Source organism: Actinoplanes sp. DH11 (assembly GCF_020873875.1).
Lineage (GTDB): Bacteria > Actinomycetota > Actinomycetes > Mycobacteriales > Micromonosporaceae > Actinoplanes.
Map to the genome: position 1 here is coordinate 120,975 of NZ_JAHWGU010000014.1, position 22,498 is coordinate 143,472.

Genomic DNA, 22,498 nt, shown 5'->3' on the forward strand with positions numbered 1-22,498 from the left:
GACGGTGGGTCTCTCCCAGCGAATCGGGCTTACCGCGCGATATGCTCCAGCGCGCGACGATATCCGTCGAATCCGAGACCGGCGATGACCCCTGTCGCAACGGCGGAAATCACCGAATGGTGTCGGAACTCCTCGCGGGCGTGGATGTTCGAGATGTGCACCTCGACCAGCTTCCCACGCAGCATCGCGCAGGCGTCACGGACCGCGTAGTTGTAGTGCGACCAGGCACCCGGGTTCAGCACCACGTCGGCGCCCTCGTCCGCGGCCTGGTGCAGCCAACCGAGCATCTCGTGCTCGGCGTCGGTCTGGCGCACCTCGACCGGCACACCCAGGTCGGCGGCGGCGGTTTTGCACAGGTCCACCAGGTCGGCGTAGGTCGACGAGCCGTAGATGCCCGGCTCGCGCAGCCCCAGCCGGCCCAGGTTGGGCCCGTTCAGCACGTAGATCATCGGGCCACCGCCGCGTAGGCCCGCTCCAGCAGCGCCTCGTCCGGACCGGTCAGGATGCCCGGCTCGGCCAGGCCGTCCAGGACCACGAACCGCAAGGTCGCTGCCCGCGCCTTCTTGTCGACGCGCATGGCGGGCAGGAGCTCGCTCCAGGCGCTTGCGGGGTACGCCGTCGGCAGCCCCAGCGACTCCAGGACCGCCCGGTGGCGCGCGGCGGTGGCGTCGTCCAGCCGCCCGGTGAGCCGGCCCAGCTCGGCCGCGAAGACCAGCCCCACCGCGATCGCGTCACCGTGCTTCCAGGTGTAGTTCTCCCGGCGTTCGATCGCGTGACCGAGCGTGTGCCCGTAGTTCAGGATCTCCCGCAGCCCGGACTCCTTGAGGTCCACGCTCACGACCTGCGCCTTCACCCTGATCTTGCGTTCCACCAGCTCACGCAGCACGTCGCTGCGCGGGTCGAGCGCGGCCTTCGGGTCGGCCTCGATCAGCTCCAGGATCCGCGGGTCGGCGATGAACCCGCCCTTGACCACCTCGGCCAGCCCCGCCGCCACGTCCGCCGCCGGCAGCGTGTCCAGCGCGTCCAGGTCGCACAGCACCCCGGCCGGCGGATGGAACGCGCCGACCAGGTTCTTGCCGGCGGCGATGTTGACAGCGGTCTTGCCGCCGACCGCGGCGTCGACCATGCCGGCGACCGAGGTGGCGACCGGCACCCAGCGGACACCGCGCAGCCAGGCCGCGGCGACGTAACCGGCCAGGTCGGTGGTGGCGCCGCCGCCGACACCGACGACCGCATCCGTCCGGGTGAACCCGGCCGCCCCCAGCTCGTCCCAGCAGCGGGCCGCCACGTCGATCGACTTGCCGCGCTCGGCGTCCGGCACCTCGATCGGCACCACCGTCGCCACGCCGGCCGCCTTGGCCACCGCCTCGGCCCGGTCGCGCAGCGTCGGCGGGTGCAGCACCGCCACCCGGCTCGCGCCCTCGATCATCCCGGGCAGTTCGGTCTCGAGCCCGCGCCCGACGACCACGTCGTAGGGACGGTCACCCGTCACCGGAATCCGTGTCACCACGCGGTCACCCTATCCACGTGCGGCCGCACCGATGTGGCCCCGCCTCACCCGTTCCACTGGTCGGATGGGGTTATATACAGATAACCCCTGGCGGGTTACAACGATGGCATGCCGAAAATCAACGTGTACCTGCCGGACGACCTCGCCGACGCCGTCCGCGAGACCGGCCTGCCCGTGTCGCCGATCTGCCAGCGCGCCCTCGAACAGGCGGTCCGCCGGATCACCACGATCCGGGCCGCCGTGCTCGGCGACCTCGACCCCGACCGGCTCTCCGAGCAGCTGCCCAGCTTCACCGGCCGGCTCGTCATCGTGCTCACCCTCGCGGCTCGGCGCGCCCGGGAGTCCGGCGCCGCTTCGGTCACCACGGGGGACCTGCTGCACGCGATGCTCGCCGAGAACCACAACCTGGGCCTGCAGGTCCTCGGCGCGATGGACGTGGCGCCCGACTCGCTGACCGCCCCGGATGCGGCCGAACCGGCGGCCAGCGAGCCGGCCACGTCCGGGCCCGCCACCACCGGGCCCGCCACCACCAGGCCCGCCACCACCGGACCCGCAGCCGGGACCGTCGCCGCCGGCCTGCGGTTCAGCGCCCCCGCCGCGGTCAGCCTCGAACTCGCGGTGGGTGAGGCGATCGGATTCGGTCACAACTACGTCGGCTGCGAGCACCTGCTGATCGGGCTCGCCGGCGAACCCGACGGCGCCGCCGGCCGCCTGCTGCGCTCCCGGGCGGTCGACGGCAAGGCCGCCCGCCGTGCCGTGGCCGCCGCCGTAGCGGGGTACGCCCACCTGCGCGCCGGCAACGCCGAACCCTCCGTGTCCGCCACGCTGCTGACCGCGGTCCGCGCCGAGCTGGCGCCCCTGGCCGAGCGCATCGAGCGGCTGGAGCAGCGCCTCACCTGACCGCGCCCGGCAACCGGGACGCACCGAGCTTCCCGCCGCTCGCCAACCGGATGCCAGTCCGTCGGCCGGATCGCACCAAGCTTCCGCCGCTCGCCAACCGGATGCCGGGCCGCCGGCCGGATCGCACCAAGCTTCCGCCGCTCGCCAACCGGATGTCACCCGCCGGCCTGCTCTGTCACGCCCGCCGGCCCGCAGGCCGTAACCGGCTGCGTTGCCTCCGCAGCGACGTTGATCTGCTAGCGCTACGAAATCGCGGTTTTAACCCCATGATCACAGCGATTTCGTAGCGCTAGCAGATCAACATCTCGCCGTGGACGGCGTGTTGGCACCGCTAGGGGGCCGGATCGGGGTCCGGGTCGATGCGCGGGCGGTACTGGCTGAGCTGACCACCCGTCCAGCGGACTGCTGCAGCCACGGGGCGCGCCTGGGCGACGAAGCGACTCGGCCCGGCGCCCAGCACAGCCCAGCCCGGCGCCCAGCACAGCCCAGCCCGGCGCCCAGCACAGCCCAGCCCGGCGCCCAGCACAGCCCAGCCCGGCGCCCAGCACAGCCCAGCCCGGCGCCCGGTCGCGCGGCCACCCAGCCGCGGCCCGCTCAGCTCGCGAGCAGGCCGGCGATCTCGGCGGCGAGGTCCTCCGGGGTGCGGCCGTCGGTGGCGACGGTGTGTGCCGCCGCCTCCAGGTAGAGCGGCCGCCGCTGGTCCATCAGGTACTTCAGGGTCGCCCGCGGGTTCATCGCCAGCAGCGGGCGGCCGGCACCGAGGCCGACCCGTTTCAGGGCGTCGGTCAGCCCGACGGACAGGAAGACGACGGGGAGGCCGGTGAGCCGCCGGCGCGTACTCTCGTCGAGGATCGCGCCACCGCCCAGCGCCAGCACGCCGCCGAAGGTCTCCAGGCACTCGACCACGACCGCGCGCTCCAGCTCGCGGAACGCGGCCTCGCCGTCGTCGACGAAGATCTCCGGGATTGGCTTGCCGGCCCGCTCCTCGATGATCGTGTCGGTGTCGGCGAACGGCACGCCCAGCCGCTCGGCAAGCGCCACGCCGACCGTGGTCTTTCCGGCGCCCATCACGCCGGTCAGGACCGCGACCGGAGCCATCAGCGGATGACCAGCGTGTCGAGGTAGGACGCCAGGTTCCGCCGGATCTCGGCCACCGAGTCGCCGCCGAACTTCTCGGTCGCCGCCTCGGCCAGGACCAGCGCCACCATCGCCTCGGCGACCACGGCGCCCGCCGGCACCGCGCAGACGTCGGACCGCTGGTTGATCGCGGTGGCCGGCTCGCCGGTGGTGATGTCGACGGTCTGCAGTGCCCGGTTCAGCGACGAGATCGGCTTGAGCGCGGCGCGCACCCGCAGCGGCTCACCGTTGGTGATGCCGCCCTCCAGGCCACCGGCCCGGTCGGTCACCCGCTTCACGCCGTCCGGCGTGGGGACGATCTCGTCGTGCGCCACCGACCCGCGGGACCGGGCCTGGGTGAAACCGTCACCGATCTCCACGCCCTTGACCGACTGGATCGACATGAGCGCGGTGGCGAGCCGGGCGTCCAGTTTGCGGTCCCACTGCACGTGCGAGCCGAGGCCCGGTGGCACGTTGTAGGCGAGCACCTCGACGATGCCGCCGAGGGTGTCCGCGTCCTGTTTGGCGGCGTCCACCTCGGCCACCATCCGGGCGCTTGCCTCCTCGTCCAGGCAGCGCAGCGGGTCGGCGTCGATCCGGTCGAAGTCCTCCGGCGTCGGCAGCAGGCCGGGTTTCGCGGCGACCGAGCCCAGCTCGATCACGTGCGAGACGATGTCGATGCCGAGCGCCTGCTTGATCAGCTGCTTGGCGACCACGCCGACGGCGACGCGGGCCGCGGTCTCCCGGGCGCTGGCGCGCTCCAGGATCGGGCGGGCGTCGGTGTGCCCGTACTTCTGCATGCCGGCCAGGTCGGCGTGGCCGGGCCGGGGCCGGGTCAGCGGCGCGTTGCGCGCCTGGCTGGCCAGTTCCGCCGGGTCCACCGGGTCGGCGGCCATCACCGTCTCCCACTTGGGCCACTCGCTGTTGCCCACCCGCAGCGCCACCGGGCTGCCCAGCGTGACGCCGTGCCGGACACCCCCGATGATCTCGAGCTCGTCCTGCTCGAACTTCATCCGGGCGCCGCGGCCGTAACCCAGGCGGCGGCGCACGAGGTCACGGGTGATGTCCGCGCTCGTCACCTCCACCCCGGCGGGAACACCCTCCAGCATGGCGACGAGGGCCGGTCCGTGCGATTCACCTGCGGTAAGCCAGCGCAACACGGCGATCAGTCTGTCACGACGCCGCGACTGCCCGGAATGCGGGCAGTGCCGTCCCGCTCTCCGGGAGGAGGATGCGGGACGAGGGGACTGTCACAAACGGCCGCCCGGCGACCCGGCCGGTGGGTAAGTTCGCGGCCGTGCCGGCCGAGACCACCCGTACACCGAACCGCGCCCTGCTCGTCGTGATCCTCGGATTGATCACCGCGATCGGGCCGCTGTCGCTCGACATGTACCTGCCGGCCCTCCCGGACATCGCCCGCGACCTGGAGGTCTCGCCCGCCCAGGTGCAGCTGTCGCTCACCTCGTGCCTGATCGGGATGGCACTGGGCCAGCTGATCTTCGGCCCGCTCAGCGACAGGTGGGGTCGTCGCCGGCCGGTGGTGTGGGGGCTGGCCGCGTACGCCCTCTTCTCCTTCCTGATCGCCCTCGCCCCCACCGCGCCGGTCCTGACCGGTCTGCGTCTGCTGCAGGGCCTCGCCGGTGGTGCCGGCGTGGTCGTCGCCCGCGCGGTGGTGCGCGACGTCGCCGCCGGCAACCAGGCGGCGAAGCTCTTCTCCAGCCTCACCCTGATCTTCGGCATCGCGCCGATCGCCGCACCCAGCCTGGGCAGCGCGGTGCTGCGGTTCTCGTCGTGGCACGGGGTGTTCGTGGCGCTCGGCATCGTCGCGGTGCTGCTCACCGTGCTGGCCGCGGTCGCGCTGCCGGAGACGCTGCCGCCGGCGCGGCGCAGCACCGGCGGGCTGGGCGAGGTGGCGCGGACAGCGCGAGAACTCTTCACCGACCGGGTCTTCCTGGGGTACGCGCTGGCGCAGTCCTGCACGTTCGCGGCGCTCTTCGCCTACATCAGCGGGTCGTCGTTCGTGCTCCAGGACGGGTACGGCCTCTCCCCCACCGTCTACAGCCTGCTCTTCGGGGGCAACGCGATCGGCCTGATCGTCGCGAGTCAGGCCAACGGCGTCCTGCTCGACCGGTGGAGCTTGAGCCGGCTGATGTACCTGGGCCTGGTCGTGCAGGTGGTGGCCGGTGCGCTGGCCCTGCTCGGCGCCGCGACCGGCAGCCTGGTCGTCCTCGCCACCGGACTGTTCCTGCTGGTCGCGGCGATCGGCGTGATTCAGCCGAACTCGACGGCGCTGGCCCTGGACCGTTACCCGGCGCACGCGGGCTCGGCGGCCGCGCTGCTCGGCGGGGTGCAGTCGATCGTCGCGTCGGTGGCCGCGCCGCTGGCCGGTCTCGGTGATCCCGGCCAGGGCGTGCCGATGAGCGTGGTGATCGTCGGTTTCGCGGTGGCGGCACTGCTGTCGGTGCTGGTGCTGGCCCGCCGTTAGGGCCTGTGCACGGCGTTCTCCAGCGCTGCCCGCATGGCCTCCTCGGGCGCCGTCTCGACCCCGGTGAACTGCTCGAACTGGCTGAGCGCCTGGGCCAGCAGCAGGTCCAGCCCGGAGTGGACGCTCACACCGGCCCGCTGCGCCGAGGCGGCCAGCGGCGTCGGCCACGGGTCGTAGAGCGCGTCGAAGTAGACGCCGTCCGCGCGCCAGGTGACCGTCTCGGCCAGGTCGTCGGCGGCGCCTTTCGGCACCGTGGAGATCACCGCGTCGGCGCTGAACGTGCTCGCCGCATCGGCCCAGTCGACGCCTTCGACCGTCAGGCCGAGCGCGACGGCGACGGGCGCCAGGTCGTCGCGGGCCTCCGGGCGGCGGGTCACCACGGTGACCCGATCGGCGCCCAGTTCGGCCGCGGCGGCCAGGGCGGCGCGGGCGGTGCCGCCACCACCGAGCACGGTGATCCGCGGCGGCGCCTCCTTCTTCGCGTGCCGGCCGCGGCTCAGGCCCAGGCCCGCCTCCCGGAGCACCCGGACCATGCCGCCGATGTCGGTGTTGTCGGCGTGCCAGGAGCCGTCCTCCTGGCGGACCAGCGTGTTGGCCACGCCCGCCGCGATCGCGACCGGCGTGGCCACCGTCGCGATCCGCAGGGCCGCTTCCTTGAGCGGCATGGTGAGCGACAGGCCCGCCCACTCCGGACCGAGGCCGGCGACCAGGTCGGGCAGCTCCGACTCGGCGCACTCGATCGCCTCGTAGCTCCACCCGGTCAGGCCGGCCGCGGCGAACCCGGCATTGTGGATGACCGGAGAGAGCGAGTGGGCGATCGGCTTCCCGCAGACCGCTGCCTTGCGGGTCTCGTCTTGGCTCTGCACGCGGCCCACTCTACGGAACGGCGTCCCTCAGTTGCCGCAGAGGTTGATCCCGTTGGCGCACGCCTTCCGGATGTTCTTGTCGTGCTCGGCGTTGGTCGTCGCGAACGCGGATCGGCCCTCCTTGTCGACCGCCACGAAGAACAGCCACGGCCCCTCGGCCGGCTTCATCGCACCGGCCAGCGCGTCCTTGCCGGGGCTGTTGATCGGCCCGATCGGCAGACCCTTGACGATCTCCGTGTTGTACGGGTTCGTCGGGTCCTCCATCTCCTCGGTCAGCAGCTGGCCGGAGTGCTTGGGGTCCTTGCCTTTGAGTTCGAGCCAGTAGTTCGTGGTGACGTCGAACTGGAGCGTCATCTTCTCCTTGTAGGCCCGGTTGTACGCCACCCGGGCGACCTTCGGCAGGTCCTCGGCGATGCCTGCCTCGGCCTGCGCCAGCGACGCGACGATCAGGGCCTCGTACGGCGAGACGGAGAGGTTGCTCTGCACGTCGTCGGCGAAGCCCAGCTCACCGGTGACCGTCAGGAAGTGGTCGACCATGGTCCGCAGCACCTGCTCGGGGGTGGCCTTGGGGTCGAACTCGTAGGTGTCCGGGAAGAGGAAGCCCTCGGCGGTCTTGGCGACCTTCTTGCCGTCGCCGCGCTTGAACCACCAGTCCGGCACGCCCAGCGCCTCCGGGTCCTTGGCGGCGTCCTCGAACGCCTTCACCGGGTGACCGGTCGCCTTCGACAGCAGCACGTACGTCTGCTTCGCGGTCGTGCCCTCTTTGATCGTGACGCCCTTGGCGATCCGGGCCTTCGGGTCCAGCAGCAGCGCGACCGCTTCCTTGCCCGCCATCTGCTTGCGCAGCTGGTACGTCCCGGACTGGATGTTCTTGCTGCGTGGCTCCTCGTCGGCCGCGTTGGTGAAGGCCTTGGTGCTCTTCACGACGTCGACCTTGACCAGCTCGTTGCCGATCTCGGTGAGCGACGCGTTCTTCGCGACCGTCACCTCGACCGGGTCGGAACCGGGGCCGCTGTAGTCGGCGGCCACGAAGAAACCGGCCACCTTCGTGTAGCCGAAGTACACACCGCCGCCCAGACCCGCCAGAAGCAGGAAGGTCAGCAGCGCGGCGACGGCCGTCTTACCGCCGCTCCGCTTGGCGCGATGACGCCGCGGTGTGCTCCGCTCGGCGCTCTCGTCGAACGCCACGTCCAGTTCGTCGATCACTTCGTTTGCCTCCGCTGCCCGTCCCAGCCGGCTCCACCGGATCTCTCCGCACGGCCATCGAGGCCCGGCACTGAGGCGCACCATACCCACTTCGATGGCTCGCCGCCCACCCCGGCAACCGTACGCCGATCCAGCGATTACGCTCCGCTCTGCTTCCGATCAGCAGCACGTCTGCCTAACGCGGCGGGCGTGCCTGCGAAACGCCACAGCCACCGGGAAAGCACGCCCCGGCGGTCGCAGCGAGTGATCAGCTCAGCAGATCGGAATGCCGTTCTCACAGGCCTTCTCGATATTCTTCTCGTGGTCGGCGAACGTTTTCCCGTACGCCATGGCGCCCTTGTCATCCACCGTCACGAAGAAGTAGTTGTCACTCTTCTTGGGATTCATCGCACCCCGTAGTGCCACGTCGCCCGGGTTGCTAATCGGTCCGATCGCCATACCCTTGACGTCGTAGTTGTACGGATTCTTCGGGTCGTGCAGTTCAGTGACGAGCAACTTCTCCGACGACTTCGCCTCCTTGCCGGTCAGCCGCAGCCAATAGTTGACCGTGCTGTCCAGCTGGAGGCACTCGCACGGGAAGTTCCCGGTGTAGGCCCGGTTGTAGAGGACCCGCGCCACCGGGCCCATGTCCTTGTCCAGCAGCGCCTCGACCTGCGCGATGGACGCCGCCACCAGGGCCTCGTACGGCGAGATGTCCAGCTTCGCCCGCACCGTGTCCGGGAAGCCCGTCTCGGCCATCTCGGTGTTGAAGTTCTTGACGATCTGCTTGAGGACGTCGGTCGCCGTGGCGCCCTTGGCGATCTCGTACGTCGCCGGGTAGAGGAAGCCCTCGATGTTGGTCCGGTCGATCTTCTTGCCGTCGTCGCGCTTGAACCACAGCGCCGGCACACCCAGCCCGGCCGGATCCTTGCCGGCCTTCTTGAAGTCGCCCACCGGGATGCCCGTCGCCTTCGCGAGCCGGTCGTAGACCTGCAGGTAGGTGAGCCCCTCGGGCAGCGTGACCCGGTGCACGTTCAGGTTCTTCAGGTCGAGCAGCATCGTCAGCGCGTCGCTCGCCTTCATCTCTTTCTTGAGCAGGTACGATCCGACTTGAATGTCCTTACTGTCGGGATTGTCCTTGGCAGCGGCGACGAACGCTGCCGCGCTCTTGACCACACCCTCGCCGTACAGGGTGTCGGCGATCGCTGTCGCGCTGTCCCCGGACTCCACCGCGACGACAGCCTCACCCCGGCCGGGACCCGGGAAATCGGCCGCGGACAGGAAGCCGCTCACCGCGCCGAAGCCGTACCACGCGCCGCCGCCGAGCGCGACGAAGAGCATGAGGACCAGGAAGGACGCGGCGATCGTACGGCCGGGGCCCTCCTTCATGCGATGTCGCCACCGCCCGCGGTCCGCCGTTCCTTCGAAGCTGAGATCCAGCCGCTCCTCGGTCACATCAGCCCCGACTCCGCCGCGCGTCCAGCCAGCCCTGCAGGATCTCGACGGCGGCCGCCTGATCGACGACCGCACGCTGACGACGGCCCTTCACACCCCGCTCGGACAACCGGCGGGCCGCGACGACCGTCGACATGCGCTCGTCGGTGAACACGACCGGAACCGGCGCGATCACCGGGCCGAGCCGGTCCGCGTACGCCCGGATGTGGCCGGCCGCCACACCCTCCCGCCCGTTCAAGGCCACCGGCAGCCCGACGACGACCTCGATCGCCTCGAACTCCTCGATGAGCCGCCTCAGCTCGGCCATGTCCGCCGGAACCCCGTCCGGGCCGGTCACCTGGTCCCGCGGCACGGTCTTCACCGGACTGGCCAGGATGCCGTCGGGGTCACACCTGGCGACCCCGACACGCACCTGGCCCACGTCCACGCCCAGGCGTACGCCTCGAGCGAAAGGCACCGTCACGCCATCACCCTGCACAGCAGCAACACGTGCCTCCAGAATCCGATCGAGCGACGAGGCGACGAGCGGCCACCGATCGGTCGGAGCCCGGTTCAGCTCGCCTCGATGATCGCCTTCTCGATCGCGCCCAAGAGCTTAGCGGCTTCGGTTGCGGGAACGCCGCCACCCTGAGCAAGGTCCGCATTGCCCCCGCCACGGCCCGAAAGAGCCGCCTTGACCAGGTCCGACGCCGAAAGTCCGCGACCCTTGGCGGCGCTGTTGATCGCTACGATGAGTGACGCCTTGGCCCCGGAGCGCGCCGTCACCGCGACGACCGCCGGACGCGCCGGATCGATCTTGCCGCGAATCTCCTGCGCCAGCGTCCGCACGTCGTTGCCGGCCGCGCCCTCCGGCGCCTCCGTGCCCACGTAGGCCACGCCGTCCAGGTTCTTCGCCGCCTCGGCGAGCGAGCCGGCACCCGCGAGCACCATCTGCGCCCGCATCTTCTCCAGCTCCTTCTCCGCGTCCCGCAGCGCCGCCACGGTGTGCTCGACCCGGTCGCCGACCTGGTCGTTCGGCACCCGGAAGAGCTCCGCGAGCCGGGACACGAGCAGGTGCTCCTTGGCCAGGAAGCCGAACGCGTCGATGCCCACCAGCGCCTCGACCCGGCGCACACCGGAACCGATCGACGCCTCGTTGAGGATCTTCACGAGGCCCAGCTGACCGGACCGCGCCACGTGCGTGCCACCGCACAGCTCCCGGGCGTAGTCACCGACCTCGACCACGCGCACCTCGTCGCCGTACTTCTCGCCGAAGAGAGCCATCGCGCCGAGCCGGCGCGCCTCCTCCTGCGAGGTGATGAAGGCGTGCACCTCGAGGTCGCGCAGCAGCACCTCGTTGATCTGCTGCTCCACGTCGTTCAGCACCGTCGGCGAGACCGCCCCCGGCGTGTTGAAGTCGAACCGGAGCCGGCCCGGCGCGTTCAGCGAACCCGCCTGGGTCGCCGACTCGCCGAGGAAGTTGCGCATCGTCTGATGCACCAGGTGGGTCGCGGTGTGCGACCGCGAGATCGCCCGGCGGCGGTCGATGTCGATCTCCGCGAAGCCGGTCTCGCCGGCACGCACCTCGCCGCTGAGCACCCGCGCCTTGTGCACGATCAGACCCGGGATCGGCTGCTGCACGTCGACGATCTCGACGCGGCCGCCACCGACGTTGATGAAACCGGTGTCCGCCTGCTGGCCACCGCCCTCCGCGTAGAACGGCGTGGTGTCGAGCACCAGCTCCACGAAGTCACCCTCGCCGGCGACCTCCAGACCACCCCGGTCGCCGATCAGCGCGCGGACCCGCGACTCCCGGCTCACCTCCTGGTAACCGGTGAACTCCACCGGGCCGCCCGCGTCGAGCGCCGACCGGTACGCCGACAGGTCCGCGTGACCCGTCTTGCGCGCCGCCGCGTCCGCCTTCGCGCGGGACCGCTGATCGGCCATCAGCCGGCGGAAACCCGCCTCGTCCACCGCGAGACCCTGCTCCGCCGCGATCTCCAGCGTCAGGTCGATCGGGAAGCCGTACGTGTCGTGCAGCTGGAACGCCTTCGCGCCCGCCAGCGACGCCCCGCCCGACTTCTTGGTGTCCGCGATCGCGGTGTCCAGGATCGTGGTGCCCGCCTTCAGCGTGGAGAGGAACGCGTCCTCCTCCGCGTAGGCGTACGTCGAGATCCGGCCGAACTCCTCGGCCAGCTCCGGGTAGGACGGCGCCATGCAGTCCCGCGCGATCGGCAGCAGGATCGGCAGCGCCTCCTCCTGCCAGCCGAGCAGCCGGATCGCCCGGATCGCCCGGCGCATGATGCGGCGCAGCACGTAACCGCGGCCCTCGTTGCTCGGCGTCACACCGTCGCCGATCAGCATCAGCGAGGTCCGCACGTGGTCGGCGATCACCCGCAGGCGCACGTCGTCCGGGTGCGACTGGTTCGCCGCGTGACCCGAGTGCGCGCCGTACACCTTGCCGGTCATCTCCGCGGCCTTGGCGAGGATCGGGCGGACCTCGTCGATCTCGTACAGGTTGTCGACGCCCTGCAGGATCGAGGCGATCCGCTCCAGGCCCATGCCGGTGTCGATGTTCTGCTTCGGCAGGTCACCGACGATCCGGAAGTCCTCCTTCGACGTCACGTCGGTGATCTCGTGCTGCATGAAGACCAGGTTCCAGAACTCCAGGTACCGGTCCTCGTCGACCTCCGGGCCGCCCTCCTGGCCGTACGCCGGGCCGCGGTCGTAGTAGAGCTCCGAGCACGGGCCCGCCGGGCCCGGGATGCCCATCGACCAGAAGTTGTCCTTCTTGCCCCGGCGCACGATCCGCTCGGCCGGCATCCCGGTCTTCTTCCAGATCTCGATGGCCTCCTCGTCGTCGAGGTAGACCGTCGCCCAGATCTTCTCCGGGTCGAGCCCGAAACCGCCCTGCTCGACCGGCTTCGTCGACAACTCCCACGCCAGCGGGATCGCGCCCGCCTTGAAGTAGTCGCCGAACGAGAAGTTGCCGTTCATCTGGAAGAACGTGCCGTGCCGCGACGTCTTGCCGACCTCGTCGATGTCCGGCGTCCGGATGCACTTCTGCACACTCGCCGCCCGCTGGTACGGCGGCGTCCGCTGACCCAGGAAGAACGGCACGAACTGCACCATGCCGGCGTTGATGAACAGCAGGTTCGGGTCGTCGATGGCGGGCAGCGGGGCACTCGGGACGACCGTGTGCCCGTTCGCCTCGAAATGCGCCAGGAAGCGCCGCTTGACCTCAGCCGTCTTCATCGAGTTCCCTCCTGCGTGCCGTGCCCCGCGTCCTCGCGGAGGTCGGCGAACTTGTCCTCGTACAGCTCGCCCGCGGCAAAAGCCTCGGCGATCTGCTGCTCCCGCTCGGCCATGCCGTCGCGGACGTCATCAACGAAGCTACGCAGCGACTCGACGAGCCCGCCAGCGGATTCCGACAGTGACGTCGCGATCCCGGTGGGCGTGAACTCGTTGGCCTTCTGGTTGAGCTTGCGGACGACGATGGCGCCGACGGCCAGGCCGACACCGAGCCAGAGCAGGCGCTTCATGACGGCGATCCCCTATCTGTAGCTTCTGGGCGGGAAGTCAGCGGCCGGCCCGGCGGCGCTGCTTGAGGGCGGCACGGACCTCACGGTCCTCCTCGGCGTGCCGGCGCGCGGAGGCGGCCTTACGCAGCCCGTACCCGAACGAAGCGACCTTGACCAGCGGGTTCGCGGCGGCCGCGGAAACCACGGTGACCAGGTTCGCGACGTTGGCGGTGACGTTCTGGGCGTGCTCGGTCATCGTGTCGACCTTGGCGAGCTGCACGTTGACGCCGTCCAAAGAGACCTGAACCTGGCCGAGCGCGGTGTTCACATTCTCCACGGTCGTGTTCACGTTGGTCAGCAGCGGACCGGTGTGGTCAACCACGTCGTTGATCGCGCGGGTGGCGGCGTCCACCGTGCGCCCCAGCTTGAGAATCGGCACGGCCAGCACGAGCACGAGCATCAGGAAGGCGCCCGCCGCGATCAGACCTGCGATTTCTCCGGGGTTCATGTAACGCGTCTCCTCTTCGGGTGGTCACGGTTCGGCGGGACAACGTGGGAGACCCTACCGTCCGTGACCACCGCGCGCGTCACGACGCCTCGGGTGTCGGCTCCAAGAGGGGATCATCAGTGGGCAGCACCGGGTCCGGGGTCACCCCGACGGGCCCCGGATTGGTCTCTTTCTTGCCCCGCAGATCGGTGATCGTGTTCTGCACCTTGATGCTGACCGTCGAGCCGACACACTCCTTCGGAGCGGCCTCCTCCGCGGTGCCCTCCGCCGGGACCGCACCGGCCGCTATCTGGTCCACCGCGCACCCCGGCAGGCTCACATAGAGGTCCAGAGTCAACTCGTCACGCCGCCAGCAGCTGTAGGCGCCCTCTTCGGGGCTGATGTCCGTCTCCGGGCACTCGGCGACCTGCCACTCCCGCCAGCCGGCCCCGCTCAGCGCGGTCGTGTAGGCCTGCGCGGTCTCCTTCGGCGGCCGCTCCGACTCGGCGATCCGCTCCCGGAACCGGCAGTTCAGGAAGCACCAGCGGTTCCCGCTGCTCTGATCCTCGGCCTTCTGCGCGGCCCACGACGGAACGTCGAGCGCGTCGAGGGACGCGAACACCGGGTCGCTGGTCATCGCCCGGACACCGAGGAACGCCGGCAGCACGAGCAGCACCACGGCGGCGAGCGCCGACAACGCACCCACCCGCAGCCTGCGCTGCGTCCGCAACTTACGGCGCAACTCGGCGCCGGCACCGCGAAGCCCACCCTCCGGCTGTACGGGCTCGTCCGGCTCGAATCCCGCCTCGCCGCCGGGGCCGCCCGACCGGAACGAACCCGAGTCCGCACCGCCGGGGCCGCCCGACCGGGCACCCGCCCGGAACGAACCCGAGTCCGCACCGTCATGCCCCGGCACCGCCGCACCACCGCGAACCGGCCCGGTCCCGTCGGGGCCGGCGCCCACCCGTCCCGGGACCGCGACACTTGCCCGCCCGGGGACCGCGACACTCGCCCGTCCCGGAGCCGCGACACCCGCAGCGCTTGCGACACCCGCCGTGCCTGCGACACTCGCCGTGCCTGCGGCGGCTGCCGCTCCCGCGCGGAACGATCCGGAAGGCTCGCCGTCCTGGCCCGGCACCGCCGCGCCGGCACGAACCCGACCGGTGCCGTCGGGACCGGCACTCGCCCGCCCCGGAACCGCGACACCGGCCCGGAACGACCCGGAGTCCTCACCATCGCCGCCTGCACCGGCCCGGAACGAACCCGTACCCTCACCGTCAGCCCGGCCCGGCACCGCAGCACCAGCCCGGAACGACCCCGTGCCCTCACCGTCGCCTCTGCCCGGGATGCCTGCCCCCGCGCGGAACGAGCCGCTTCCGCCGTCGTCCGGACCCGCACCGCCCGGCACTGCCGCGCCACCGCGCGCCGCACCACTGACCGGTCGCACCTTGCCCGTGCCCCGCGCCGCCGGAGCCGCGCCGATCGCCCCGGACGCGTCACCGGCACCCGGCACCGCCGCGCCGCCTCGGGCCGGACCTGCCGGCGGCACAGCCGCGCTGCCACGCCGGCCCTGAGCGGGCCGCTGGATCACACCGGAAGTGCTGTCCGCCATCGCGCCGGCCCGCCCCGGGACCGCCGGGGTACGAGCACCCTCCGGTCCCGGCACCACCGGCGGCACCACCGCGGCCGCCCCACGAACCGGGCGCCCGTCACCGGGACCGATCCGCCGCTGCCCCGCCGCACCGGCGCCCTGCTCGGTTCCACCGTCCTCCGGACTCGCGGCTCGCCGGCCCGGTCGCAGGAGGCCGCGCGTACCGGTGTCGCCACCGTCCGCCGGCTCGGTACCCGGTTCCGCGTCCGCCGCCCGGTGCCCGGGCCGCACGAACCCGTGCGTACCCGTGTCACCCTCCGGATCGGCGTCCGCACCCCGGCGACGCACGAACCGCTGCGCACCCGTCTCCGTGCCGGCCTGACCGGCCCGGCGGGCGCCCCGGCTGCGCGGTTCGGCGCCGGGCACGACGCCGTAGGAGCCGCTGTCCGTACCCGGGTGCACGAACGCGTGCGCGCCGCTGTCGGTGCCCATCTGCGGTACGACACCCGGCGCGCCACCGTCCGGCGACCCGTGCCGGCCGGCACGCTGCTCACCGGGGGCCGGTGGCACCGCACGTCCCCGTACGCCGTCCGCCGGCGCCGCGTGCCCCGGAGCCGCATGCCCGGGCGTATGTCCCGGCGTGCCCGCATGTCCGGGAGCTGGTTGCCCGGGGCCCGCCGGCCCCATCGCCGCCCGCCCGGCGGCCGCTTGACCCGGCCCGGTCCGGCCGATCGCGGCACGCCCGGCAGGAGCCTGCCCAGGGCCGGCCTGGCCCGTCGCCGCACGCCCGGCAGGAGGCTGACCAGGGCCGGTTTGTCCGGTAGGCACGACACGGCCGTGGCGGCCCGTCGGCTCCTCGGCATACACGTCACCCTCGGCGCCAGCGCGCCGGCCACGTCCCCGGCCCGGCAGTCCCGCACCGTCGTCCGGCGCCCGCCGGCCGGCAGCCGGATCCGGCCCGTCGAACCCACGCGGAATCGCCCCTGACCGGTCCACCGCCGGGTCCACCGGAGCGGCGCCGCCGGCGAAGCGCGGTACCGGACCGGACTGATGCACCGCCGAATCGACCGGTCCCGCTTCGAACCCGCGCGGCATGGCCCCCGACTGTTCGGGAAGTGCCCCGGACTGGTGCACGGCCGGGTCGAAGCCACCCGGGCGACCGGGCTGGCCCGGTTCCCCGGAGCGGAACCGATCGCGAGCCGGGCCGGCCGGCGAGGTAGGCCGAACACCCGGCGAAGCACCTCGCATGCCGGGCGAAACCGGCCGCGCGCTGGACGCGGTACCCCGGGGTCCGGGCTGGCCCGGACGCGCACCAGGGATCTCCGGCGCGTTACCGGAGAGCGGAACCGCCCCGCCCGCACCCGGCACGGGGGTTCCCGGCTCGCCGTCGACCCGCCGCCGCCCAGGGCCGGGCGCCCCACCGGAAACCGGTCGCGGCCCGCCCTGCTGCCCCATCGGCACCGGACCGGACCGACCGGCACGCCCACCGGGCGGCATCTGCCCAGCAACTCCGGGACCGCCCGCGACCGCACCGGGCCGTTGCCCGGGAGATCCGGGCGGCACCGCGGCGGCACCGCCCGGCCGCGCCTGGCCCGGAGGAACCTGACCGGGAGCGCCCGCAGCCGCCCGGCCCGGCCCCGGCTGAACCGGCCCGGCCGGAACCGCGCCGGCGGCACCCGCACCCGGCCGCTGACCGGACGGCATCGGACCCGTGGCACCCGCACCCGGAGCACCCGGACGCTGCCCCTGCGGAACACCCGGTCGCTGAGCTTGCGGAACACCCGGTCGCTGAGCTTGCGGAACACCCGGTCGCTGAGCTTGGGGAGCCGCGCCACCCGTACGCTGCCCCGGTTGCATCCCCCCAGGCTGTCCGGCAGCAGTCCGCGCCCCGCCAGGCCCGGGCGGAACATTCCCCGGCCGGGCACCGGGCTGGTTCGGCGCCGGGGCGGAACCGGGCTGCCGGGCGCCGGCACCCTCGTCGGGTTCGTCGTCGTGGCCGGGGAGCGCGATGTCGGCGGCAGCATCGTCCGGGCCCGGGGCGACCCGGCCGGACTTGCTGGTGCGGCCTTCGCCCGGGAAGGTGCCGGGCCCGATGGCCGAACGCTCCTCCTTCGCCGTGCGCAGGTCGTCCAGCCAGCCGGTCTCCTCCTGCGGAGGTGCGACGGGCTGCTCGGCGGCGTTGCGGCCGCGTCCGAAACGCCGCCCCTTCTTGCCGCCAGGGCCGGCGTCCTCGGGCCGATCGGCACCCCGCGCTGTCACGGCTGTTCCTCTCCGGCGGCGTCGCCGCTGTCGTCTACCCGGATGTCACGTCCGTCAGCCCCACCCGAGGAGTCCCCGGAACCGTCCGAAGACGACCCCGGGCCCGCGTCGGAGCCCGCCGACGACTGTGACGCATCCCCGGCTCGTTCACCACCCGCCGCCTGGTCCGGCGGCACCGCCGAAGCGGTGGACTGCCTGGTCACGCCCTTCGTCACGGGTTCTGTCCCGGCCGGCCGCGGACCGGGGCCGAGACCCCGCACGATCCGGCGCAGACGTGGCACCCGCTCACCCACGGCACGTTCGGCGCCGTGATCGGTCGGCCGATAGTAGTCGGTGTCCACGAGATCGTCGGGAGCGTACTGTTGCCGCACCACACCGCGCGGGTCGTCGTGCGGGTAGCGGTAGCCCCGCCCGTGCCCGAGCCCCTTGGACCCGGAATAGTGCGCGTCACGCAGGTGCGCCGGCACCGCACCACCCCGGCCGGCGCGCACGTCGGCCATTGCCTCGCCGAGCGCGGTGGTCACGCTGTTCGACTTCGGCGCGGTGGCGAGATGAACGACGGCCTGCGCAAGGTTCAGACCGGCCTCGGGCAGACCCACATTTTGTACGGCCTGAGCAGCGGCAGTAGCCACCAGCAGCGCCTGCGGGTCGGCCATCCCGACGTCCTCGCTCGCGAAGATCACGATGCGGCGTGCGATGAACCGCGGGTCCTCGCCCGCAACGAGCATCCGGGCCAGCCAGTGCAACGCCGCGTCGGGGTCGCTGCCCCGCATGCTCTTGATGAAGGCGCTCGTCACGTCGTAGTGCGCGTCGCCGTCCCGGTCGTACCTGACCGCCGCCACGTCCACCGCGCGCTCGGCCGTGGCAAGGTCGATCTCCGTCGCCTGCTGGGCCACCGCGGAACCGGCCGCGGCCTCGAGCGCGGTGAGCGCTTTGCGGACGTCGCCGGACGCCAGCCGTACCAGATGCTCCTCCGCCTCGGCCGACAGCGTGACCGCGCCGCCCAGCCCGCGTTCGTCGGTGACCGCGCGCCGGACGAGGCCGCGCACGTCGTCGTCACCGAGCGCCTGAAGAGTCAACAGCACACAGCGGGACAGAAGGGGCGAAATGACCGAGAAGTACGGGTTTTCGGTCGTAGCCGCGAGCAAGGTGACAGTCCGGTCCTCGACGGCGGCAAGCAACGAGTCCTGCTGGGTCTTGCTGAAGCGGTGCACCTCGTCGATGAAAAGAACCGTGGGCGGACCACCGTACCGCCGCTCGCGCCGCGCGGTGTCGATCACGGCGCGGACATCCTTGACGCCGGCGGTGAGCGCGGACATCGCGACGAACTTGCGGTCGGTGGCGTGCGCGACGAGATGCGCGATGGTCGTCTTGCCGGTCCCCGGCGGCCCCCAGAGGATCACCGACATGGGGCTGGCGCCGCTCACCAGCTGACGCAGCGGCGCACCGGGCGCGAGCAGGTGTTCCTGCCCGACGAGTTCGTCGAGCGAGGCCGGGCGCATGCGCACCGGCAGCGGCGCGTCGGCGGAGGGCGTCCCGAACCCGGCGGTGTCGGTGCCGGCCGGGGCCGCAGGTGGCGCGCCCGGCGTAGCCAGTGTGAAGAGCCCGTCCGTGTCCATCGCAATCGACAGTACCGGCCGCTGCGACCCAATCCGAAACCACTGACGGCCCACCCGGGCAAGCCGGGCGGACCGTCAGTCACAGCAGTCAACGATCAGCAATTGAGCCGTCGACAAGGAGTAGGCACGGGCCGGCGTCGGGGGTCCACCGACCCGCAAAACCAGAAACCAACCGCGCCAACACGCCACCGGGCGCCAGCACGCCACGATGCACCGCGCGCCCATGAGCCACGATGCACCGCGCGCCGCTGCACCGCGCGCCATAAGCCACGAGCCACCGCGCCCCGCTGCACCGCGCGCCATAAGCTAACGCGCCGCGATACACCGCGCGCCACGAGCCACCACGCGCCACGGGCAACACCGACCGCGTCGAGAATGAGTCTCACGCGCGGTCACGGCGGGCCCACTCGGGCGACGCTGCCCGAGGTCAGCCGCACCCGTGACGGCGGGGCGAGGCCGACTCAGCCGGTGCGGCCAGCTCGCAGCGGGCCGGTGCGGCCAGCTGCCAGCCCAGCGCCAGCCCGGCCGGTGCCCGCCGGTGCCGGCCGGGGCGGCCAGGTGCCAGCCCGCCGGGGCAGCCAGGTGCCAGCCCGCCGGGGCGGCGCGGCCGGGATCAGCCGCGGCCCGGGCGGCGGCCGTAGAACCGGCGGCCGCTGGAGCCGGAGCCGGAGCCGGCCCGCGGTCCGCTGCCGACGCCCGCCAGGTAGAGCGCGGTCAGGAGCAGGCCGATCAGGAGCAGGGTTTCGAAGTTGAAGAGGTCGGGGGCACCGAAGTCGGTGTTCAGCAGGTCGAGGAGCAGAGCAAATCCGAACACGACGGCGGCAGCGATAGCCAACATCAGGTTCCTCCGGGGGGATCAGAGAGCCAGTGACCTGCTGGTACCCGACTGGGAGTGCTCCCGAAACACATCCTTCGATCGAACGAGGTAGAGAGGTGCCGCCAGAGCCAGCACCAAGCCACCCACAATGATCGCCGTTTGGGTTCCCGCGCCCGCCGCCAAGGCGGTCAGCGCGATCGCGCCGATGGAAAAGCCCGGCTGACCGACCATCGAGTTCAGCGAGAGCAGGCTCGCCCTGTACTCCCCTTCCGCCTGCCGATGCAGTAATCCGGAGTGCACCGGGCCGGCCGCACCGTGCATCGCGTAACACAGCAGGAACGCCCCGATGAGCCCGACCGGACCGGCGAACAGTCCCATCCCGACGATCGTGACGCCCTGCACGATCTTCAGCGTGAACCCGGCCCAGGCGGCGCCGACCCGGCTGCTCAGGAGCGGCACGAGAGCGGCGCCGGCAGCCGATGCCGCCCAGGCCACGGAGTTGACCGGGCCCAGTAGGGCACCCGCCGCATCCGCATCGGTCACCTCGCTGAGGCGGACCGCCATCAGCTTCTCGAAGGTCACCATGCCGAAGCTCCAGAAGAACTCGACCGCGATCAGCGCCATCACCACGCGCGACCGGCGGACCAGCCGCAATGCGCCACCGATCGCCGTGGGTACGCCGCGGACGGACGCGACGAAAGCCACGAACCCGCGCGTCGGGCGCTGCTCGTGCATCAGCAGCGCCACGGCCAGGATGCCGATCAGACTCACGGCCAGAGCCACCACGACGGGCACGCCGAGCGCACTCACCGGTCCCACCGGGCCGAGCCAGACCAGCCCACCACTCATCAGCGCGCCACCGGCGATGGCCAGCCCGAGCACGACGCCGCTGCGGGACAGCGCGCCCTCGATGTCGGACTCCGGATCGACGGCCAGCGCGTGGTCGACGAACCAGGCTTCGAGCGGCCCGCTGTCCAGCGCCCGGTAGAGGCCCTGCAACAGATAGACCACGGCGAACAACGCCACCGAGTCGGCGAAGGTCCACAGAGCCAGCGCGGCCACGTTGACCACCCCGGCGATCAGCAGCACCGGTCGCCGGCCGACCGCGTCGGAGAGACCGCCGGTGGGCAGCTCCAGCACCAGGACCGTGATGCCTTGGACAGCCGCGACCGCACCGACCTGCGCGATGCTGAGGCCCCGCTCCAGCGGGAGCAGCACCACCACCGGAATCGTCAGCCCGACCGGGAACCAGCGCAGCCCGAGCAGGAAAAGGAAGCGGAAGCGGGCTTGGTCGGCGGTCATCACGTCGGCTCCGCCTTCTCCGCCGGTTTCGGCAGGGCAGCCAAATAGAAGTTGACCCCGCGGGCGCCCGGGCCCGGCTCGGCCCGGGCGTAGCGCTCGACGATCTCCTCGAGCTCGTCGGTCATGTCGCGGAGTTGCTCAGGACTCAGGGTCAGCAGGTAATCGGAGATGCCACCGGTGTCACGCCACTCCGGCGGCTCGGCACCCACCCCGTGCTGCCAGGTCTCGGCGATCTCGACGAACCGGTTGACCTGGAACGTCTCCAGCCACACGACAGCGGCGGCGGCATCCGGATCGTCGAGGTAATCGCTGCGCCGCCAGCTCGACATGTCGTGCACGGCCCGCCACCAGCGCTGCCGGCCGCCACCGGGCCGGTCCTCCTCGGCCACGAGGCCGGCGTCGGCCAGTTGCCGCAGGTGATAGCTCGTCGCCCCGGTGTTGGTGTTCAGCAAGGCCGCCAGCTGGGTCGCCGTGGACGGGCCTTGACCGCGGAGCCGCGCGAGCAGCCGGATGCGGAGCGGATGCGCCAGCACCCGGATCTGCCGGTTGGTGAGCTGTACATGACTGAGTTCGTCGGCCATGGAGACACACTATCGCTGCACAAACTCTGTGCACAATAGCTATGCACAAAACCTGTGCATCTGTGGCACGATGCTGTTGTCGAGCCGAGGACCGGTCGGCGGGGTGGCGATGAGGAACGAGATTCCGACCCGCCAGGAGCCCTACAGGAGCGGAGGGCAGAGCCCATGGTGAACGCCGGGAGCGGACGACGGCGGAGGCGACGGCAGGCCGGAAAAGACTGCGGCGGGGCCGCCGGGCAGGAAGAGGCGCTGTTGTCAGTCGGCGAGCTTGAAGAGCAGGACCGTCTCCCACTTGTGCATGTCGGGCTGCTCGGCCGGATTCGTCATGAGCATCTCGAGCCGGCTGGCCCAGATCTCACCGGTGGGGGTCGGTGTCATGTCCCACGTCAGGTCGCGAGCCTGCGCCCAGTCGAGGAGACGGGCGGTGACCGCCATCAGCTCGTCGGGATGTCCGATGTGGGCGACCGTCACATACCGCCCGGCGGGCAGCGTGTCGGTGAAGCCGGGGCCGTCCACCTCGACGGGGCCCGCGATCGGGATGCCGGCCTCGATCACCATCTCGGCGGCCATGTCGATCTCCCGGTAACGGAAGAACGGCGCCCCGGTGACCGGGACGCCGCGGTCCGCGAGGTCGGCGAACATGGTGGGCAGATGATCGGCCACGCGCGCGAACTCGGTCATGGCGATCGACTCACGACGGCCGATGTAAGGCTGTTCCGGGCGCTGCACAATGGTCGGCTCCACCTGGACAGTCTCACACGCGACCTACGACCACGCAGCCTCGGCGGGCCGGGGCAGCCGCCCCGCGAGCAGCACGGTCCCCCG

At 71.9% G+C, this 22,498-nt stretch carries 19 protein-coding genes; 2 read left to right on the forward strand and 17 right to left on the reverse strand.

Going from position 1 to position 22,498, the window contains the following annotated elements; genetic code table 11:
* Positions 1–29 precede the first annotated feature (29 nt).
* The gene (gene aroQ / locus LPA41_RS21460; RefSeq protein ID WP_229072447.1) at positions 30–449 is read right to left on the reverse strand and encodes a type II 3-dehydroquinate dehydratase; all 420 of its coding nucleotides are present in this window, start codon (positions 447–449) and stop codon (positions 30–32) included.
* Positions 446–1,510 (reverse strand): 3-dehydroquinate synthase, encoded by a 1,065-nt coding sequence (aroB, locus tag LPA41_RS21465; protein WP_229072448.1) that lies wholly within the window; start codon positions 1,508–1,510, stop codon positions 446–448. The genes aroQ and aroB overlap by 4 nt, the downstream gene beginning before the upstream one ends.
* 108 nt (positions 1,511–1,618) lie before the next feature.
* Between aroB and LPA41_RS21470 the strand changes: the two genes are divergently transcribed.
* Positions 1,619–2,410, forward strand: coding sequence for a Clp protease N-terminal domain-containing protein (locus LPA41_RS21470; protein WP_229072449.1), 792 nt, complete (start codon positions 1,619–1,621; stop codon positions 2,408–2,410).
* Between the two features lie 594 nt (positions 2,411–3,004).
* Here the strand turns inward: LPA41_RS21470 and LPA41_RS21475 are convergent.
* Both LPA41_RS21475 and aroC read right to left on the reverse strand, forming a co-directional pair.
* The gene (locus LPA41_RS21475; protein ID WP_229072450.1) at positions 3,005–3,508 is read right to left on the reverse strand and encodes a shikimate kinase; all 504 of its coding nucleotides are present in this window, start codon (positions 3,506–3,508) and stop codon (positions 3,005–3,007) included.
* Complete coding sequence (gene aroC, locus LPA41_RS21480) at positions 3,508–4,686, reverse strand: chorismate synthase (protein ID WP_229072451.1); 1,179 nt, start codon at positions 4,684–4,686, stop codon at positions 3,508–3,510. The genes LPA41_RS21475 and aroC overlap by 1 nt, the downstream gene beginning before the upstream one ends.
* Before the next feature lie 71 nt (positions 4,687–4,757).
* On the opposite strand from aroC, the gene LPA41_RS21485 reads away from it, so the two are divergent.
* A complete protein-coding gene (locus LPA41_RS21485) occupies positions 4,758–6,011 on the forward strand; it encodes a multidrug effflux MFS transporter (protein WP_255690056.1) in 1,254 nt (417 codons plus the stop codon).
* Here LPA41_RS21485 and LPA41_RS21490 read toward each other — a convergent pair.
* The 13 genes from LPA41_RS21490 to LPA41_RS21550 form a co-directional block, all read right to left on the reverse strand.
* Positions 6,008–6,877 carry a shikimate dehydrogenase gene (locus LPA41_RS21490; protein WP_229072453.1) on the reverse strand — a complete coding sequence of 290 codons (870 nt, stop codon included), beginning with the start codon at positions 6,875–6,877 and terminating at the stop codon, positions 6,008–6,010. The genes LPA41_RS21485 and LPA41_RS21490 overlap by 4 nt on opposite strands.
* A 27-nt stretch (positions 6,878–6,904) precedes the next feature.
* Positions 6,905–8,083 (reverse strand): endolytic transglycosylase MltG, encoded by a 1,179-nt coding sequence (gene mltG, locus LPA41_RS21495; protein ID WP_229072454.1) that lies wholly within the window; start codon positions 8,081–8,083, stop codon positions 6,905–6,907.
* 252 nt (positions 8,084–8,335) lie between these two features.
* On the reverse strand, positions 8,336–9,451 hold the full coding sequence (gene mltG / locus LPA41_RS21500; protein WP_229072455.1) for an endolytic transglycosylase MltG: 1,116 nt from the start codon (positions 9,449–9,451) through the stop codon (positions 8,336–8,338).
* A 67-nt stretch (positions 9,452–9,518) separates the two neighbouring features.
* Positions 9,519–9,980 (reverse strand): Holliday junction resolvase RuvX, encoded by a 462-nt coding sequence (ruvX, locus tag LPA41_RS21505; protein ID WP_229072456.1) that lies wholly within the window; start codon positions 9,978–9,980, stop codon positions 9,519–9,521.
* Between the two features lie 89 nt (positions 9,981–10,069).
* Positions 10,070–12,751, reverse strand: a complete 2,682-nt coding sequence (gene alaS / locus LPA41_RS21510) for an alanine--tRNA ligase (RefSeq protein ID WP_229072457.1) — start codon at positions 12,749–12,751, stop codon at positions 10,070–10,072.
* Entirely contained in the window at positions 12,748–13,038 is a 291-nt protein-coding gene (locus tag LPA41_RS21515; protein WP_229072458.1) for a hypothetical protein, read from the reverse strand. The genes alaS and LPA41_RS21515 overlap by 4 nt, the downstream gene beginning before the upstream one ends.
* 37 nt (positions 13,039–13,075) lie before the next feature.
* Positions 13,076–13,525 (reverse strand): DUF948 domain-containing protein, encoded by a 450-nt coding sequence (locus LPA41_RS21520; RefSeq protein ID WP_229072459.1) that lies wholly within the window; start codon positions 13,523–13,525, stop codon positions 13,076–13,078.
* 79 nt (positions 13,526–13,604) lie between these two features.
* Positions 13,605–15,665: a hypothetical protein gene (locus LPA41_RS21525; protein WP_229072553.1), complete on the reverse strand. Its 2,061-nt coding sequence runs from the start codon at positions 15,663–15,665 to the stop codon at positions 13,605–13,607.
* 1,685 nt (positions 15,666–17,350) lie between these two features.
* A complete protein-coding gene (locus tag LPA41_RS21530) occupies positions 17,351–18,973 on the reverse strand; it encodes a replication-associated recombination protein A (RefSeq protein ID WP_229072460.1) in 1,623 nt (540 codons plus the stop codon).
* Positions 18,974–19,586: 613 nt separating this feature from the next.
* Positions 19,587–19,811 (reverse strand): hypothetical protein, encoded by a 225-nt coding sequence (locus tag LPA41_RS21535; protein WP_229072461.1) that lies wholly within the window; start codon positions 19,809–19,811, stop codon positions 19,587–19,589.
* A gap of 18 nt (positions 19,812–19,829) precedes the next feature.
* A complete protein-coding gene (locus LPA41_RS21540; protein ID WP_229072462.1) occupies positions 19,830–21,092 on the reverse strand; it encodes an MFS transporter in 1,263 nt (420 codons plus the stop codon).
* Positions 21,092–21,673, reverse strand: coding sequence for a winged helix-turn-helix domain-containing protein (locus LPA41_RS21545; protein WP_229072463.1), 582 nt, complete (start codon positions 21,671–21,673; stop codon positions 21,092–21,094). Before LPA41_RS21545 ends, LPA41_RS21540 begins: the two co-directional genes overlap by 1 nt.
* Positions 21,674–21,928: 255 nt before the next feature.
* On the reverse strand, positions 21,929–22,417 hold the full coding sequence (locus LPA41_RS21550; RefSeq protein ID WP_229072464.1) for a GyrI-like domain-containing protein: 489 nt from the start codon (positions 22,415–22,417) through the stop codon (positions 21,929–21,931).
* Positions 22,418–22,498 lie beyond the last annotated feature (81 nt).

What these genes read in the sequence shown, in the direction of transcription:
- aroQ (WP_229072447.1), bottom strand. Translation starts at nt 449, where the DNA reads ATGATCTACGTGCTGAACGGGCCCAACCTGGGCCGGCTGGGGCTGCGC.
- LPA41_RS21470 (WP_229072449.1), top strand. Translation starts at nt 1,619, where the DNA reads ATGCCGAAAATCAACGTGTACCTGCCGGACGACCTCGCCGACGCCGTC.
- LPA41_RS21475 (WP_229072450.1), bottom strand. Translation starts at nt 3,508, where the DNA reads ATGGCTCCGGTCGCGGTCCTGACCGGCGTGATGGGCGCCGGAAAGACC.
- LPA41_RS21485 (WP_255690056.1), top strand. Translation starts at nt 4,758, where the DNA reads ATGCGGGACGAGGGGACTGTCACAAACGGCCGCCCGGCGACCCGGCCG.
- mltG (WP_229072455.1), bottom strand. Translation starts at nt 9,451, where the DNA reads ATGAAGGAGGGCCCCGGCCGTACGATCGCCGCGTCCTTCCTGGTCCTC.
- alaS (WP_229072457.1), bottom strand. Translation starts at nt 12,751, where the DNA reads ATGAAGACGGCTGAGGTCAAGCGGCGCTTCCTGGCGCATTTCGAGGCG.
- LPA41_RS21515 (WP_229072458.1), bottom strand. Translation starts at nt 13,038, where the DNA reads ATGAAGCGCCTGCTCTGGCTCGGTGTCGGCCTGGCCGTCGGCGCCATC.
- LPA41_RS21520 (WP_229072459.1), bottom strand. Translation starts at nt 13,525, where the DNA reads ATGAACCCCGGAGAAATCGCAGGTCTGATCGCGGCGGGCGCCTTCCTG.
- LPA41_RS21530 (WP_229072460.1), bottom strand. Translation starts at nt 18,973, where the DNA reads ATGGACACGGACGGGCTCTTCACACTGGCTACGCCGGGCGCGCCACCT.
- LPA41_RS21535 (WP_229072461.1), bottom strand. Translation starts at nt 19,811, where the DNA reads ATGTTGGCTATCGCTGCCGCCGTCGTGTTCGGATTTGCTCTGCTCCTC.
- LPA41_RS21540 (WP_229072462.1), bottom strand. Translation starts at nt 21,092, where the DNA reads ATGACCGCCGACCAAGCCCGCTTCCGCTTCCTTTTCCTGCTCGGGCTG.
- LPA41_RS21545 (WP_229072463.1), bottom strand. Translation starts at nt 21,673, where the DNA reads ATGGCCGACGAACTCAGTCATGTACAGCTCACCAACCGGCAGATCCGG.